The organism is Microcella pacifica (assembly GCF_009371975.2).
Lineage (GTDB): Bacteria > Actinomycetota > Actinomycetes > Actinomycetales > Microbacteriaceae > Microcella > Microcella pacifica.
The window spans coordinates 85,280-100,519 of record NZ_VIKT02000007.1; the positions used below are offsets into that span (position 1 = coordinate 85,280).

The 15,240-nt window shown below is 69.4% G+C and carries 11 protein-coding genes; 9 read left to right on the forward strand and 2 right to left on the reverse strand.

The annotated features are described in order from the left end of the window. The first annotated feature begins 172 nt into the window (after positions 1 to 172). Positions 173 to 346 carry a CsbD family protein gene (locus FK219_RS05810; protein ID WP_152583351.1) on the forward strand — a complete coding sequence of 58 codons (174 nt, stop codon included), beginning with the start codon at positions 173 to 175 and terminating at the stop codon, positions 344 to 346. Here FK219_RS05810 and FK219_RS05815 read toward each other — a convergent pair. Continuing rightward, entirely contained in the window at positions 343 to 1,647 is a 1,305-nt protein-coding gene (locus tag FK219_RS05815) for an MATE family efflux transporter (protein WP_152583352.1), read from the reverse strand. The genes FK219_RS05810 and FK219_RS05815 overlap by 4 nt on opposite strands. Before the next feature lie 68 nt (positions 1,648 to 1,715). Between FK219_RS05815 and FK219_RS05820 the strand changes: the two genes are divergently transcribed. The 5 genes from FK219_RS05820 (at position 1,716) to FK219_RS05840 (ending at position 10,855) form a co-directional block, all read left to right on the forward strand. Continuing rightward, positions 1,716 to 3,677, forward strand: a complete 1,962-nt coding sequence (locus tag FK219_RS05820; protein WP_152583353.1) for a M13 family metallopeptidase — start codon at positions 1,716 to 1,718, stop codon at positions 3,675 to 3,677. A gap of 8 nt (positions 3,678 to 3,685) precedes the next feature. Next, positions 3,686 to 4,579 carry a serine hydrolase gene (locus FK219_RS05825; RefSeq protein ID WP_152583354.1) on the forward strand — a complete coding sequence of 298 codons (894 nt, stop codon included), beginning with the start codon at positions 3,686 to 3,688 and terminating at the stop codon, positions 4,577 to 4,579. A 292-nt stretch (positions 4,580 to 4,871) separates the two neighbouring features. After that, entirely contained in the window at positions 4,872 to 8,399 is a 3,528-nt protein-coding gene (locus FK219_RS05830; RefSeq protein WP_152583355.1) for a hypothetical protein, read from the forward strand. Between the two features lie 172 nt (positions 8,400 to 8,571). Continuing rightward, positions 8,572 to 10,356 carry a hypothetical protein gene (locus FK219_RS05835; RefSeq protein ID WP_152583356.1) on the forward strand — a complete coding sequence of 595 codons (1,785 nt, stop codon included), beginning with the start codon at positions 8,572 to 8,574 and terminating at the stop codon, positions 10,354 to 10,356. Positions 10,357 to 10,447: 91 nt separating this feature from the next. Then, on the forward strand, positions 10,448 to 10,855 hold the full coding sequence (locus FK219_RS05840; protein ID WP_152583357.1) for a pilus assembly protein CpaE: 408 nt from the start codon (positions 10,448 to 10,450) through the stop codon (positions 10,853 to 10,855). On the opposite strand, the gene FK219_RS05845 is transcribed toward FK219_RS05840, so the two are convergent. Beyond that, a complete protein-coding gene (locus FK219_RS05845) occupies positions 10,796 to 12,091 on the reverse strand; it encodes a glutamyl-tRNA reductase (protein ID WP_152583358.1) in 1,296 nt (431 codons plus the stop codon). The two genes, FK219_RS05840 and FK219_RS05845, sit on opposite strands and share 60 nt — an antisense overlap. 112 nt (positions 12,092 to 12,203) lie before the next feature. On the opposite strand from FK219_RS05845, the gene hemE reads away from it, so the two are divergent. From hemE to hemQ, 3 genes are read left to right on the forward strand one after another with little or no spacing between them, the layout of a single operon-like run. After that, complete coding sequence (gene hemE / locus FK219_RS05850; protein ID WP_152583359.1) at positions 12,204 to 13,274, forward strand: uroporphyrinogen decarboxylase; 1,071 nt, start codon at positions 12,204 to 12,206, stop codon at positions 13,272 to 13,274. Beyond that, complete coding sequence (locus FK219_RS05855) at positions 13,267 to 14,577, forward strand: protoporphyrinogen/coproporphyrinogen oxidase (RefSeq protein ID WP_152583360.1); 1,311 nt, start codon at positions 13,267 to 13,269, stop codon at positions 14,575 to 14,577. Before hemE ends, FK219_RS05855 begins: the two co-directional genes overlap by 8 nt. Then, positions 14,574 to 15,239, forward strand: a complete 666-nt coding sequence (gene hemQ / locus FK219_RS05860) for a hydrogen peroxide-dependent heme synthase (protein ID WP_152583361.1) — start codon at positions 14,574 to 14,576, stop codon at positions 15,237 to 15,239. Before FK219_RS05855 ends, hemQ begins: the two co-directional genes overlap by 4 nt. The last annotated feature ends 1 nt before the right edge of the window (position 15,240 follow it).

The following is a 15,240-nucleotide window of genomic DNA, read 5'->3' on the forward strand; positions in this document are numbered from 1 at the left end:
ACTGCGGTGCTGAGGTGCGCAGGTCGAGAGATGACGCTACCAGCGCTGCCCCTGCGCGCGCCCTGCGGGACACGTAGCCCCTCCAGTGTCAAGGGGGTGCCGCGAATCGAGGCCCGGTGGAAACGTACAGGGCATCCGCACGAACGCTCCACGAGAAGAAGAGAGGTTCACCATGGGTATCGACGACAAGGCGCAGAACAAGGGCGAAGAGCTCGGCGGCAAGGCCAAGGAGACCGCGGGCAAGCTCACCGACGACGAGCAGCTCGAAGCCGAAGGCAAGGCCGACCAGGCGAAGGCCAACCTCAAGCAGGCCGGTGAAAAGGCGAAGGACGCCTTCAAGAACTAGGTCGTGGCTCCCGTCACGATCCAGCCTGAGCCGCGCGCCCTCAGTCCCAGAGTGAGGGCGCGCGCGCCCAGGTAGACGAGCGTGAAGGCGCCGAGCAGCAGCTCGAGCGATGCGGCCCGAGTAAGCACCGCCGCGTAGGCCCCGAGGTTGAGCACGCCCGTGAGGGCGAGGTACCGGCCATCTCCGGCGCCGATGAGCACGCCGTCGAGCACGAACACGACTCCGGCGAGGGGCAGGCCGAGCGCGAGGATCGCGACGGCGAGCGGCAGGGCATCCCGCACCGCCGCATCGGAGGTCATCGCGACCTGCAGAAGCGGGATGCTCGCGAGGAGCACCGCCGTGAGCGCGAGGCCCACCACGACGCCCCAACCGACGAGCCGACGGGTGATCGCGTGGACGCGGGGAACATCGGCCGCGCCGAGACCGCGCCCGATGAGCGCCTGGCCCGCGATCGCGAGAGCGTCGAGAGCCAGCGCGAGAAGCGCGTAGAGGGCGAACCAGATGTGGGTCGCCGCGAGTTCGACCGTGCCGAGCGAGGTCGCGACGACGACCGTGACGACGAGGGCGATGCGCAGGCTCAGCGTGCGCACGAGCAGCCACGACCCCGCGCGGGCTGCCGCGACGAGTCCCGCGCGCCCTGGCCGGAGGGGAGCGCTCGCTGCCCGGGCCCGGCGCACCACGACAGCGACGAGCACGATCGCCATGCCCCACTGCGCGATGACCGTGCCGATCGCTGAGCCGGCGAGCCCCCAGCCGAGACCGTAGATGAGCACGGCGTTGAGGGCGATGTTCGCGCCGAAACCGACGGCGGCCACATAGAGGGGAATGCGCACCTCCTGCAGCCCGCGCAGCGCCCCCGTCGCGGCGAGCACGAGGAGCATGCCCGGGATGCCCCACCACGCGATCGAGAGGTACTCCTCGCCCGCCGCCGCAACCTCGGGCTCCGCGCCGAAGAGACCGAGCAGCCACGGGCTCAGCGGCAGCATGACCAGCAGCAGCGCCACCCCGAGCCCGAGTGCGAGCCACAGGCCGTCCACGCCGGCCGCGTGCGCGCCGCGCTCGTCTCCCGCACCGATCCTGCGCGCCACGATCGGCGTCGTCGCGTAGGCGAGGAAGATGAGCAGCCCGATCGTCGTCTGCAGGATCGTGCTCGCGAGCCCGAGACCCGCGAGCGGCTCGGCACCGAGGTGGCCGACCATGGCCGTATCGGTCAGCACGAAGAGCGGTTCGGCCACGAGCGCGCCGAGCGAGGGGAGTGCGAGCCGCACGATGTCGCGGTCGAGAGCTCGGGCGGCGGGCACTCCCTCACGCTACCGACCGTGAGATTCGTCATGGTCTGCCAAGGCGAGCGCGACTACGCTCAATCCTCGTGACTGACGCCTCCTCCAGCGGCATCGACCGCGCAGAACTCGACCCCGACATCCGACCGCAAGACGACCTGTTCCTCCACGTGAACGGCCTGTGGCAGGCGCGCACGCCCATTCCGGCCGACAAGGCGCGCTACGGCTCGTTCATGATCCTCGCGGAGGAGGCCGAGAAAGCGGTGCGCACGATCATCGAGGAGGCGCAGCTCGCCGAGGCGGGCACTCCTGAGCGCAAGGTCGGCGACCTGTACGGCAGCTTCATGGACGAGGAGCGCATCGAAGCGCTCGGCGCCGCCCCGCTCGAGCCCCTGCTCGCGCGGGTCGATGCAGTGGCCGATCTCACTGGCCTCCTCGCGACGACGGGCCGCCTCGAGCGAGAGGGCGCCCGCGGCTTCGTGCAGCTGTTCGTCGATAACGACCCGGGCGACCCCGAGCGCTACGTCGTGCTCGTCGAGCAGGGCGGGCTGGGGCTGCCCGACGAGTCGTACTATCGCGTCGACGCGCACGAAGCCACGCGCACCGCCTACCTCGCGCACATCGAGAGGATGCTCGCGCTCGCGGGCCTCGACGACGCGGCTGCCCGTGCCGAGCGCGTGATGGCGCTCGAGACCGCGCTCGCGAGCCACCACTGGGACAACGTGCGCAACCGCGACGCCCAGGCCACCTACAACCTGCGCACCTGGGCCGAGTGGTCGGGCGCGGCGCAGGGAGTCGAGCTCGACGCGTGGCGCGAGGGCTACGGCATTCCGGCGTCGGCGCTCGCCGAGGTCGTCGTCCGCCAGCCCGAGTTCACTCCCGGTGTCGCGGCGGAGCTGACCGGCCGACCGCTCGAGCAGTGGCAGGACTGGCTGCGCTGGTCGATCGTGCGGTCCTTCGCCCCCTACCTCTCGGCGGCGTTCGTCGAGGCGAACTTCGACTTCTACGGCCGCACCCTCACGGGAGCGCAGGAGCAGCGGGCGCGCTGGAAGCGCGGCGTCGGCCTCGTCGAAGGAGCGATGGGCGAGGCGGTCGGCGCCGCCTATGTCGAGCGGCACTTCCGCCCCGAGGCGAAGCAGGAGATGGACGCCCTCGTGGCGACGCTCGTGGAGGCCTATCGGCAGAGCATCACGACTCTCGAGTGGATGACCCCGGCCACGCGCGAGAAGGCTCTCGAGAAGCTCGAGCGCTTCACCCCCAAGATCGGCTACCCCGTGCGCTGGCGCGACTACGGCTCGTTGGAGATCTCACCAGACGATCTGCTCGCGAACGTGCGTGCTGCGGGCGAGTTCGAGTTCCAGCGCGAGCTCGGCAAGGTGGGCAAGCCCATCGACCGTGACGAATGGTTCATGACCCCGCAGACCGTCAACGCGTACTACAACCCCGGCATGAACGAGATCGTCTTCCCCGCTGCCATCCTGCAGTACCCCTTCTTCGACGCCGAGCGGGATGCTGCGGCCAACTTCGGCGCGATCGGCGCGGTCATCGGGCACGAGATCGGGCACGGCTTCGACGACCAGGGCTCGCGCTACGACGGCGACGGCCGGCTGCTCGACTGGTGGACGGAGGAGGATCGCGCCGCCTTCGAGAAGAGAACCGCCTCCCTCATCGGTCAGTACGACGCGCTCGAGCCGCGGGAGACCCCCGGCCACCACGTGAACGGCGCCCTCACCATCGGTGAGAACATCGGCGACCTCGGCGGTCTCGGCATCGCATGGAAGGCCTACCTGCTGTGGCTCGACGGCGCGGAGCCCCCGGTGATCGATGGCCTCACGGCAGCTCAGCGATTCTTCCTCTCCTGGGCCCAGGCGTGGCAGATCGCCATCCGGCCGGAGGAGGCACTGCGCCTGCTCTCCATCGACCCGCACTCTCCGAACGAGTTCCGCTGCAACCAGATCGTGCGCAATATCGACGCCTTCTACGACGCGTTTGAGGTCACGCCCGCGGATGCTCTGTGGCTCGCCCCCGAGGAGCGTGTGACCATTTGGTAGATCTGCCCATGACGCGCACGCCGGGAGCCCACGCGGGCTCCCCTCCGGCGGCGCGCCACCGGGCAGAGAAGCGCGAGCCGGGGTTTCGGGCGTCGTACCGGGCTCTCGGGGCCATCGCGCTCGAGGGCGCACGGGTCTCGGTCGCCGTGAGTGATCTCGCAACCGGCAGCAGCATCTTCGCCGTCGACGAGCGCATCGTGCTGCCGACCGCCTCCGTCGGCAAGATCTTGCTGCTCATCGAGGTGAGCGCACGGCTCACGGATCGCTCGGTCTCCGACTTCGCGATCGTCGACCGTGCCGATGGCGACGCGGTGGCCGACAGCGGCCTGTGGCGGCACCTGCAGGCGCTGGCCTTTCCGCTCGGTGATCTGGCGGCGCTCGTCGGGGCCACGAGCGACAACCTCGCGACGAACGTGCTGCTGCGCCAGATCGGACTGCCGGCGGTGCGCGCCCGGTCGGAAAAGCTCGGCCTCGCGCGCACAGCGCTACTTGATCGAGTGCGCGACGAGCGCGGCCCCGACCATGCTCCGCAGCTCTCGGTGGGGTCGACCGCCGAACTCGCGTGGCTCTTCCACGCCCTCGCCCACGGACACATCGTCGATGAGGAGACGAGCCAGCGCGTGCTCGGGTGGCTCTCGCTGAATGGCGACCTCTCGCTCGTCGCGGGGTCCTTCGGACGAGACCCGCTGGCGCACCGAGGCGTCGAGCACAACACGTGGATGGTCAACAAGACCGGCACGGACGCCGGCGTGCGATCGGAAGCGGGCGTCCTGCGCGGCCCACGCGCCGGGGTCTCCTACGCGGTCTCCGTGCACTTCGAGGACACCGATCTGGGCCGACGGCTGCGCGTGATCGACGCCCTGCGCACGTTCGGGCTCGACCTGCTCGAGTTCGTGCACTGAGGTTTCATCATGCCTCTCCCCAGTCCTGGGGTAGACAAGTCTGTTCAGATTGTCCCCCAAAGGGCGGACAGAGTAGTCTCCTATCGGCCTCGAACTGCGCCTACCCGACGTTGACGCAGGGTCGAGTCTGAACCCGAATACCCGAACCCGAATACCCGAAGCCGACCGTTCGCGTCGGCGCCCACGATCTCCCCGGATCCCGGCGCCCCTGTCGAGAGCGGTCGGAACCCGAAGCACCCTGCGCTGCGCACCCCCGCGGCGTGAGGCTCCAACCCCCCAGGAGCGCACCACCATGTCTCGTAAAGCAACCCGTCGTGCCGAACGCGCCACTTCTCTGCGTCGGCGCATCCTCGCCGGAGCCACCACGGTCATCGTCGGCCTCGGCCTCGCCGTGGGCGGCGTCACGCCCGCGATGGCCACACCGCCGAGCGCCTCGTTGCCCTCGCCCGAGTCGGGCACCCCGACGGGACAGACGACTTACCAGCAGGGCGGTCTGGTGTGCGACTCGAGCCTCATCGGCTTCACGAAGCCAGGGGAGCTCGACAGCCCCAACCTCGACAGCGACGGCACCTACACGGCGACCTGGGGCTCACTCACGTGGGACGCCGACACCCGCACTGTCTCCTGGACCGTCGACGACGGCTGGGATGTCGACGTGTGCGTCAAGGGCGGCACGTACCTCACAACGATCGACACGAGCGAATTTGACGGCTCGAGCTATGTGCACACATACGCGGGGCTCTCGCACGCGGGCTTCCGCGCGACCCAGCTGCCCGACGAGCCCGAGATGATCGTCGACTGCGTCGAGATCAGCTACGAGACCGGTCGCCCGCTGAATGGCGCAGACCACATCAACGTCGACGTCGTGTACAACGGCGTGCGCGGTCAGATCAACCTCGAGATCAACGAGAACCAGGCGCAGGACCCGACGAGCACATCCGGATTCCACGCCTTCCTCAAGTTCGCCGACACCTTCGGCATCGACGATGTCAAGGTGCCGATCTCGCAGGAGGAGCTCGACTCGGGTGTTCTGCGATTCGAGTACGGGCAGTACTTCACCGGCACCTGGACGATCGAGTGGGTGCAGTTCAACAGCACCTACTTCAACCAGGATCGCAACGAGCTCGAGTTCGTCACGTGCGGCGATCTGCCCACCGAGGAGCTCGTCGTGCCCACGGCCTCCATGCAGCAGATCACCTGCGACACGGATGGGTCATACACGCTCGGCGACGTCGAGGGCGTCGTCTGGTTCGTCTCGATCGACGGCGGAGAGTTCACGCAGACCTCTCACGGCACCTACCCCGTGACGAGCGCGCAGACCGTCGAGGTGCGCGCTGAAACCGCGAGCGACGACTACGGCTTCGCCGCGGAGACTCAGACCGAATGGACGTTCGGGTTCCTGGAACCCACGGACTGCCCGCCGCCGCCGGAGTGCATCCCCGACGAGTACATCTCGTACACCTACGACGCGAGCACCAACTCGGGCGTCGTCACCGTCACCCAGCCCGCGGGTGACGACTACACCGACCAGCTGTGCGCACCGCTCTACGTGACCGCAGCCGTGTGGGCCTTCAACAGCCCCACGTCCTTGTGGACGCAGACCCTCGTGGACTCCGAGGAGATCAACGACGGCGTCGCGATCACGGAGGTCGGCGAGTACGAGTACGGCATTCCGGTCGAGTGCGGCCAGGGCGACATCTACGCTTCGCGCACCGCCTTCCCCAACCCCTCCCCGCTGCTCAACGGGCCCAACCAGCCTGCCTGGCCCGAGGGCGTAACGCCGTGGGACTTCCAGGAGCGCTTCCTGCACAACATGGGCTTCGACGGCCCGAACCCGACCTACACCTACACCGACCCCGGGTGCAACGCTGAGACTCCGATCGAGCCGACCGTGAGCTACATCGTGGAGTGCGGCACCTACGGTTCGATCTCTCTGCCTGACGACAACCCCTACGTCTCGTACACCGTCCGCAATGCGGCTGGCGACATCGTCGACGTCGGGGATGCTCGCGAGGGCGAGTTCACCGTCACCGCCCACGCCTCCTTCCCCTACGTGTTGAAGGACTACCCCGAGGGCGGCTGGACCTACGACCTCGGCGAGTACGTCGAGTGCCCCGTGACCCCGACGGCCACGCCGACTCCTGAGACGTGCCTCGACGGCAACGGCACGATCACCTTCGGAGATGTCGACGGCATCGCGAGCTACTCCGTCGAGGGCATCGAGGGCACCTTCGCTCCCGGCGCGACACTCACGGGCCTCTCGGCCGACACCTACACGGTGAGCGCTGTCGCCGAAGACGGCCTCCAGCTCGCCACCGACTCCTCACCGTTCGACGTCGAGGTCACGTCCTCGATCGAGAACTGCGGCGTCGCGACGGCATCGGTCACACTGCCGGACCCCGACTGCGAGTTGGGTCAGTCGTGGGATGACGCGCAGCTGTCTGCGCAGAACGCCTCGTTCGGCACCGTGAGCGTGAACGACGACCTGTACGTCATCGTCGCCACGGCGGCCGACGGCTACCTGTTCGGCGACGGCAGCAAGACGAAGACCTTCTCGATCTCGCTGCTGCCCGCCGACGAGACGCAGTGCGCAGAGGCCACCGCGGCAGTCGCCACCACCGACCCCTCCTGCTTCAGCGGGGCGCTCCTGGACGAGTCTGGCTTCTCGGTCTCCGATGGAGTCACCTGGTCGATCATCGACGACGGCGAGACGAGCGGCTCGTACGAAGTGCTGTTCACCGCACCGGAGGGCAGCCGGTTCAGCAACGGCGAGTCGACCCTGACCGCAACGGGTGACCTGGCTCCGGCGCTCGGCGAGGAGGACTGCGTCCTGCCCGTCACGAACGCCTTCCTGGCCTTCACGGACGCCACCTGCCTCGACCCGCAGGCTCTGAATGTCGACGGCTTCCTGTTCGACACCGAGCTCGCGTCCCTCGACGAGACGACCGTGGAGGAGAACGGTGACTACACCGTCGTCTTCACGGCGATCGGAGCGAACACGACGTTCGATCAGAGCCCCGACGTGGACGTCGAGGGCCGCGAGGTGTCGACGGACGGCAAGACGCTGACCTTCACGGGCACGCTCGACGGTCCCAACGAGGAGCTGTGCGAGCAACTGCCCGTCATCGACCCGTTAGAGTACGTCGACACCTGCCTCACGGCGACCTACACGCTCTACTTCGTCGAGGGCCTCACCTACTGGGTGACGGTCAACGACGACGAGCCCTTCGAGGTCGTCTTCGGCGAGAACGAGGTGTCGAAGACGTTCGCCGCGAACCCGGGTGACTACGTGCTCGCGACGCCCGTCGCCAACCCGGGATACGTGCTGGACCCCAACCAGCCTGCGCCGCTCGACCGCACCTTCAACACCTACCCGGACGGTTGTCAGCTGCCCGAGCTCGCCAACTGGCCGGCAAGCGCGACGGCGACCGACGAGGTCTGCACGCCCTTCGGCGTGACGAGCGGATCGATCACCGTGCAGTTCTCGACCGGTCCGGAGGAGAACCCGAACCCGGTGCGGTACTACCTCGCCTACGGCACGGACGATGAGCAGGAACTCACCGCGGAGACCACCACACTGCCCGACGGTGACTACGTCGTGACAGCCGTGCTCACCGATCCGGAGGACAGCCTCAACGACTCCGGCAGCGACCCCGTGAGCTTCCCCCTCACGATCGGGGCCGCTGACGAGAGCGACTGCGACCTGCCGACGCTCGCGATCACCGGGGCGAGCAACGCCGTGACCGGAGTCGGTATCGGCGCGGTCATCATCATCCTCGCGGGGCTCGGCTTCGTGCTTCGACGCCAGCTCGTGGAATAGCGCCGCGACCACAGCGCAGCCCGGCGTGCCGGACCGACCCGAAAACGGCCTGTCGCGCCGGGGTGCATCACCCCACAACTGAAAACAGCAACAACGCAACGGCACCACCCACCCGAACCTCACACGCCGTACCCGACGCGCGAGGCTCCTTCACCCATCAGGAGCATCAATCATGAGAACTCGACAGCGGATCCTCGCCGCTGCGACGGTTGCGGTCGTCGCCATCGGCATGAGCCTCGGCGGCGCTGGTGTCGCCTTCGCCGACCACGGAGGCCCCAACGGCGAGACGCCCACTCCCATCGCGGGCGTGACGCTCACCGATCAGAACGGCCTCACCTGCGACGGTGCTGGTTATCAGAAGCCCGCCGCGATGGACGCCTCGACGGGTGTCTACGCGGCAGACTGGGGCAGCGTCTCATGGAACGGGGCAAGCTTCAGCTGGACCCTCGTCGCCGGCTACGACATCGACTTCTGCGTGAAGGGCGCGAGCTGGGTCGCTGGCATCGACTCGTCCGCCTTCACGGGAACGACGTACGACTTCACGGCGCAGACCGGTCACGGCATCTCGCACACGGGCTTCCGCATCGTGTCCACTCCTCAGCCGGAGCAGGTCACGCCGACGGCGTTCGCGACGCAGTACAGCTGCGTCGACAACGCCGTGTCGGGCGGATACATCACGGTCGACCTGAGCGTGCCGGGCGTCACCTACTCGATCGAAGACGGGTCAGGCAACCCCGTGGCGTTCGACGGGACGACCGGCCGTACCGCGGCCCTTCCCGCTGGCGACTACTCGGTGGCCGGGGTCGACGCGAATGCTGATGATCTGTACACCGCGACCCCGCTCGATCAGAGCCTGACGATCGACGAGTTCACGGAAGACTGCACCGAGTTGCCGACCTTCCCGAACTGGCCCGCGTCGGTGACGGTGGTCGACGAGTCGTGCGTCGACTACACGGTGATCGATGGCACGATCGACGTGGTGTTCCCTGAGGGCTCGGAGGAGAACCCGAACCCGATCCGGTACTTCATCGACTACGAGGGTGAGAACGAGCAGGAGCTCACCGAGGAGTCGACCGTGGTGCCGGCGGGCGACTACGTCGTGACGGCCGTCGTGACCGATCCCAACGACAGCGTGAACGACAGCGGCACGTCGGCGGAGTTCCCGGTCACCGTGCAGGGCGTCGATGCCGACGCGTGCACCGAGCTGCCGACGTATCCGAACTGGCCCGCGTCGGTGACGGTGACCGACGAGGCGTGCGTGCAGTTCACGGTGACCGATGGTGCGATCAACGTGGTGTTCCCTGAGGGCTCGGAGGAGAACCCGAACCCGATCCGGTACTTCATCGACTACGAGGGTGAGAACGAGCAGGAGCTCACCGAGGAGTCGACCGTGGTGCCGGCGGGCGACTACGTCGTGACGGCCGTCGTGACCGATCCCAACGACAGCGTGAACGACAGCGGCACGTCGGCGGAGTTCCCGGTCACCGTGCAGGGCGTCGACGCCGAGGAGTGCGACATCGAGTTCCCGACCTTCCCGAACTGGCCCGCCTCGGTGTCGACCACCGACGAGGTCTGCGGACCCTTCGACGTTGTGAGCGGCTCGATCACGGTCACCTTCCCGACCGGCTCGCTCGAGAACCCCACGCCGGTGCGCTACTTCATCGACTACGAGGGTGCGGACGAGCAGGAGCTCACTGAGGAGACGACGCAGGTTGCTGCTGGCAGCTATGTCGTGACCGCAGTGGTGACCGACCCGAACGACAGCGTCAACGACAGCGGAACGAGCGACGAATTCACGGTCGTCGTGGCCGGTCAAGACGCCGACGAGTGCGGTGAGCTCGAGACGCTGGCCTACACGGGGGCGAGCGACCTCACCGGTGCATTCGGTCTCGCGGCTCTGCTCATCACCCTCACCGGCATGGGCATGGTCGTCGCCCGCCGCCGCGCGGAGGTTTAGGAACAGCACCGAGCAGTCACTGACGCACTGCACCGCGAACCGGGTGCCGCCCTCCAAGGCGACACCCGGTTCGTGCTGTCACGCTGGACGCATGATCAGCACCGGACTCGCCAGAAGGCTGCGCGACGCGGGGCTATCGTGGGCGCCGCGGTCTGGTGACCGGTTCCACATCTATCGGCACGAGCTCGACGCCGAGGTCTTCACGGTGAGCGAGCTCACGATCGAGGCGCACGAGTACCCCTCCGGCACCGTGCTCAGCTTCAACGGCACGACCGAGTGGGCGCTCGACTCGGTCGATCTCGGCGACACCCTGTGGCTGCCTCACGAGGACCAGCTGCGCGACCTGCTGCGCCGTTCCTTCCGATCGCTCGAGGCCGTCGACGACGGCTACCGCGTCACCATCGAGCTCGACGGCCACCTCTCCCGTTTCGAGAGCGTCTCAGCGCCCGAGGCCTACGGCCTCGCCCTGCTCGCCCTCCTCGAAGGGCTGCGCACCTGACAGCGGCGTCGCCCTCGAGCCTCGCGAGGCGCCGACCTCGAGGCCGAAGAGCGTCTCGACTGCCCCGGCGACGGCCTCGGCCCGGCCCGCGGCGGCATGACGCCGCGCCATGACCGACGGCGTGTGGAGGAAGACGCTCGTGAGGTGGCGCAGGGCCTCCTCGACCCTGCCGTCATCGTCGCCGCGCGAGCGCGCCCGAGTGATCTCGCCGTCGACGAGGTCGAGCACGTGCTGACGCAGAGCCACGACGGCCGGTTCGACGGCGGCGTCGGAGACGAACGAGTGCGCGGCGGCATCGACGACGCTGCGAGCATCCTCTTCGGCCGACCAGTGCACGAGCGGCGCATGCAGACGGATCGTCTCGAGGTCGAGAAGCGTCACGCCGTCGCGCTCGCCGACCGTCGCGTCGACATTGCGCGGCAGGCCGAGGTCGACGATGAAGCACCGAGCATCTGCCGGCACGTCGTCCGCGCCGATCGACAGGCGCGTCGTGCAGGTCACCACGACATCGGCCCAGATGAGGGATGCGGCCAGGTCGTTCGTCGGGTCGGTGGCCGTGCGGCTGGCGAAAACCTGCGCGCGGCCGCTCGGCGAGTACACGCGGATGCGGTCGGCGCCGCGCTCCCGCAGGGCGGCAATGGTCGTCGCGGCGTACTGACCCGTGCCGACGAGCAGCACGTTGACCCCGCCCCAGTCGGCAAGGCGGCTTCCCACGAGATCGAGCGCGAGCCTCGCGAGAGAGCGCCCGGTACGGCTCGCATCACCCTTGGCCCGCGCCGCTCGTGCGGTGCGGGTCGCCTCCTGGAAGGCGCGGTCGAGGGTGGGAGTGGTCGTGCCGGCCTCGCGCGCGACCTGCACCGAGCGCTTCACCTGCCCGGCGATCTCCTCCTCGCCGACGGCGACCGACTCGAGACCGGCAGCGACCGAGAAGAGATGGTGCACGGCGCCGGCGCCCTCGAGCAGCTCGGCGTTCTGCGTGACCGCCGCCTCGTCGACGCCCGCGAGCGACTCGAGCGCCTCCACCACCGAGCGCTGCGCGAGCTCGCGCGCGAGAAGGTCGGGCGCGTCCACATCGAGGTAGACCTCGAGCCGATTGCACGTCGCGATCGAGACGGCGCCGCGGATCGCGGCGTGCGCATCGTGCACTGATCGAGAGAGGTCGGCGGCGTCGACCGCGAGTCGTTCGAGGAGCTCGAACGACGTGTTGCGGTGGTGAGCGGTGATGCAGAGGAGCACGAGAAATCATCCTACGGCGCGCGATCCGGTGAAGCCTGACCTCCCCCGGGGGGTATTCCCGAGGGCGTCTCAGAACAGCGAGTTCACACTCCCGGCCACCTATCCTGGTCGGGTGCCTCTGAGCCCCACCCACCCCCTCGTCGACGGTCGCACGACCGACTCGGCCCTCGTGCGCGCCTACCGCGGCGACCGACCGGAGCTCACCCCCGTGTGGTTCATGCGGCAGGCGGGGCGATCCCTGCCCGAGTACCGCGAGCTGCGCGCGGGCGGGGACATGCTGCAGGCGTGCCTGACCCCCGAGCTCGCGAGCGAGATCACCCTGCAGCCCGTGCGGCGCCACGGCGTCGACGCCGGAATCTTCTTCAGCGACATCGTCGTGCCCGTGCTGCTCGCCGGTGTCGAGGTGAGCATCGTCGCGGGGCGGGGACCGGTGCTCGAGCATCCCGTGCGATCGGCCGCCGACGTTCTCGCGCTGCGCCCGCTCGACCCGGCCGCTCTCGACCCGATCCGCGAGGCCGTCGCCCTCACCGTCGAGCAGCTCGGTGCGACACCCCTCATCGGCTTCGCCGGGGCGCCCTTCACCCTCGCCTCCTACCTCATCGAGGGCGGCCCCTCGAAGGACCAGATCAGGGCGCGTGCTCTCATGCACAGCGATCCGCACACGTGGGCGACGCTGCTCAACTGGTGTGCCGACGTCACGGGCATGTTCCTGCGCGCGCAGGTCGAGGCGGGCGCGAGCGCCGCGCAGCTCTTCGACTCCTGGGTCGGCTCGCTCTCCCGCGCCGACTATCAGCGCCGCGTCGCCCCGCACTCGAAGCGCGCCCTCGACCACCTCCGCGGGCTCGACGTGCCCCGCGTGCACTTCGGTCTCGGCACCGACCGCATCCTGCCGCAGATCGCCGCCCTCGGCGTCGACGCGATCGGCATCGACTGGCGACTGCCTCTCGATGAGGCGAGTGCTGCGTTCGACCACGCGATGCCGCTCCAGGGCAACATCGACCCCGCCCTGCTCACCGCTCCGTGGAGCGTGCTCGCCGCGCACACCGATGACGTGCTCGAGCGCGGTCGGCGGGCGCCGGCGCACGTGCTCAACCTCGGCCACGGCGTGCCCCCCGAGACCGACCCCGATACGCTCACGCGCCTCGTCGCCCATGTGCACGGCGACCGACCCGAGCATGACTGACCCGAGCCCGACCGAGGGCACTCCCGTCGCGGGGGCGCCACCTGCGGCGATCGTCGTCGGCGCGGGCGTCGCGGGCCTCGTCGCCGCGCGCGAGCTCGTGCTGCAGGGATTCGCCGTGAGCGTCCTTGAGGCAGACTCCGTCGCCGGCGGCCAGGTGCGTGCCCACGAGGTGGGCGGCATCCGCCTCGACGCCGGAGCCGAATCGTTCGCGACGCGCGGCGGCATCGTGCGCGACTACCTCGCGAGGCTGGACCTCGAGCACCGCATCGTGAGCCCGCTCGACCGTGGGGCGTGGCTGCACAGCGCCGAGGACCGCGCGGCTCGGCTGCCCGCCGTGAGCCTCCTCGGCATCCCCTCCGCCCCGCTCGCGGCGGACGTCGTGAGCATCGTGGGGCGCCGCGACGCCTGGCGCGGGATGTTCGACACGGTGCTGCCCGGGCCCGTCGGGGCGAAGGCGGCCACCGTCGGCGAGCTCGTGCGGCGCCGCATGGGCGACGGGATCCTCGAGAAGCTCGTGGCGCCCGTCGTCGAGGGCATCCACTCGCGGCACCCCGACGAGCTCCCGCTCGACGCCGTGCCCGGGCTCGTGCACCACCTCCTGCGCGAGAACTCGCTCGGCCGCGCCGTCGCCCGACTGCGCATCGACGCTCCCGCGGGCAGCCTCGTCGCGGGCCTCGAGGGAGGCATGACCGTGCTCGTGGAGGCGCTGCTCGCCAAGCTCGACCGCTTCGGCGTGCCCGTGCACTACGGCACCCGCGTCGCCGAGGTGCACGCCGATCGCGTGGTGCTCGCCACGGAGGATCCCGATCAGGACGGCGACGAGCTCGTGGGGCGGGTCATCGTCGCCGCACCCGGCCTGGTCGGCGCCGGTACGCGCACCGTCACCCACCTCGTGACGCTCGTCGTCGACCCGCACTCGCTCCCCGACGCGGATGCGCTCGCCGGCGCGCCTCGCGGCACGGGCGTGCTCGTCGCGCGCGGCTCGAGCGTGCGGGCCCGCGCCCTCACGCACCTCACCGCGAAGTGGGAGTGGGTGCGCGCCGCGGCCCGCGGCCACGAGGTGCTGCGCCTGAGCTACGAGCACGACGCGACAGTCGAGCGGGCGCGCGAGGATGCGGGCAGACTGCTCGGCATCGAGCTGCCTGCGGCGAGCATCGTCGGGTCCACCGTGACCACGTGGCAACGGGCTGGCCGCATCGACGCGAGCGGGAGCATCCCGATCGTCGGCGAGCAGGTCGCGGGAACCGGGCTCGCCGCCATCATCGACCACACCCAGCGCACCATGAAGGAGCTGCAGCCGTGAGCGAGACCCTCGCCTACACCCTCTACGCCGTCCTGCGCCGGGACCCTGCGCGCCCCGCCACCGGCGGCGGCGTGGCGAGCGCCGTGGCCGCCGTCACCGCGCAGGGAGTGACCGTGCGCGGCGTCTACGACGTGAGCGGGCTGCGCGCCGACGCAGACCTCATGCTGTGGTTGCATGGCGCCGATCCGGAGGCGCTGCAGTCGGCCATGCGCACGTTGCGCCGCGCCGAGCTTCTGGGCGGGCTCCTGCCGACGTGGAACGCCATGGGCGTGCACGTGCAGGCCGAGTTCAGCCGCAGCCACGCACCCGCCTTCATGCTCGGCAAGGAGCCCAAGACCTGGTTGTGCGTGTACCCGTTCGTGCGGTCGTACGAGTGGTACCTGCTGCCGGACGAGGAGCGGCGCGACATGCTCGCCGAGCACGGGCGCAAGGGCAGCGCCTTCACGGGGGTGCTCGCCAACACGGTCGCGGCGTTCGGACTCAACGACTACGAGTGGCTGCTGGGCCTCGAAAGCGACGAGCTGCTCGACCTCGTCGACATGATGCGCGACCTGCGCTACACGGAGGCACGCCGCCACGTGCGCGAAGAGGTGCCCTTCTACACCGGCCGTCGCCTCGATGACGCCGAGCTCGACGCCCAAGTCTTGGAGGTTCTCTCGTGAC